This is a genomic window from Brachyspira pilosicoli, assembly GCF_019402445.1.
Taxonomy (GTDB): Bacteria; Spirochaetota; Brachyspiria; order Brachyspirales; family Brachyspiraceae; genus Brachyspira; species Brachyspira pilosicoli_B.
In genome coordinates, this window is sequence record NZ_SRZM01000404.1 from 1 (window position 1) to 249 (window position 249).

A 249-nucleotide genomic window follows, 5' to 3' on the forward strand; every position below is an offset into this window, starting at 1 on the left:
ATCTTTTGAAAATAACCAAAAAGCATTAAAATTAAGCCCTCTGTTATTCTCTGATAATCAAACCTTTTTATTTTGTCCATATTCTGTATTTGACCGAGTAAATGTTTTGAACGCTCTATTGGACCTGCTACTAACTGCGGAAAGAATGATACAAACAATGCATACTTAATAATGTTTTTCTCTGATTTTATCTCTCCCCTATAAACATCTATAGTATAGCTTAATGCCTGAAATGTATAAAATGATATC

The 249-nt window shown here is 30.1% G+C and carries 1 pseudogene; it reads right to left on the reverse strand.

What is annotated here, in order from left to right:
* Positions 1 to 249, reverse strand: a pseudogene (locus E6A48_RS11415) (MBOAT family O-acyltransferase); the annotation flags it as partial.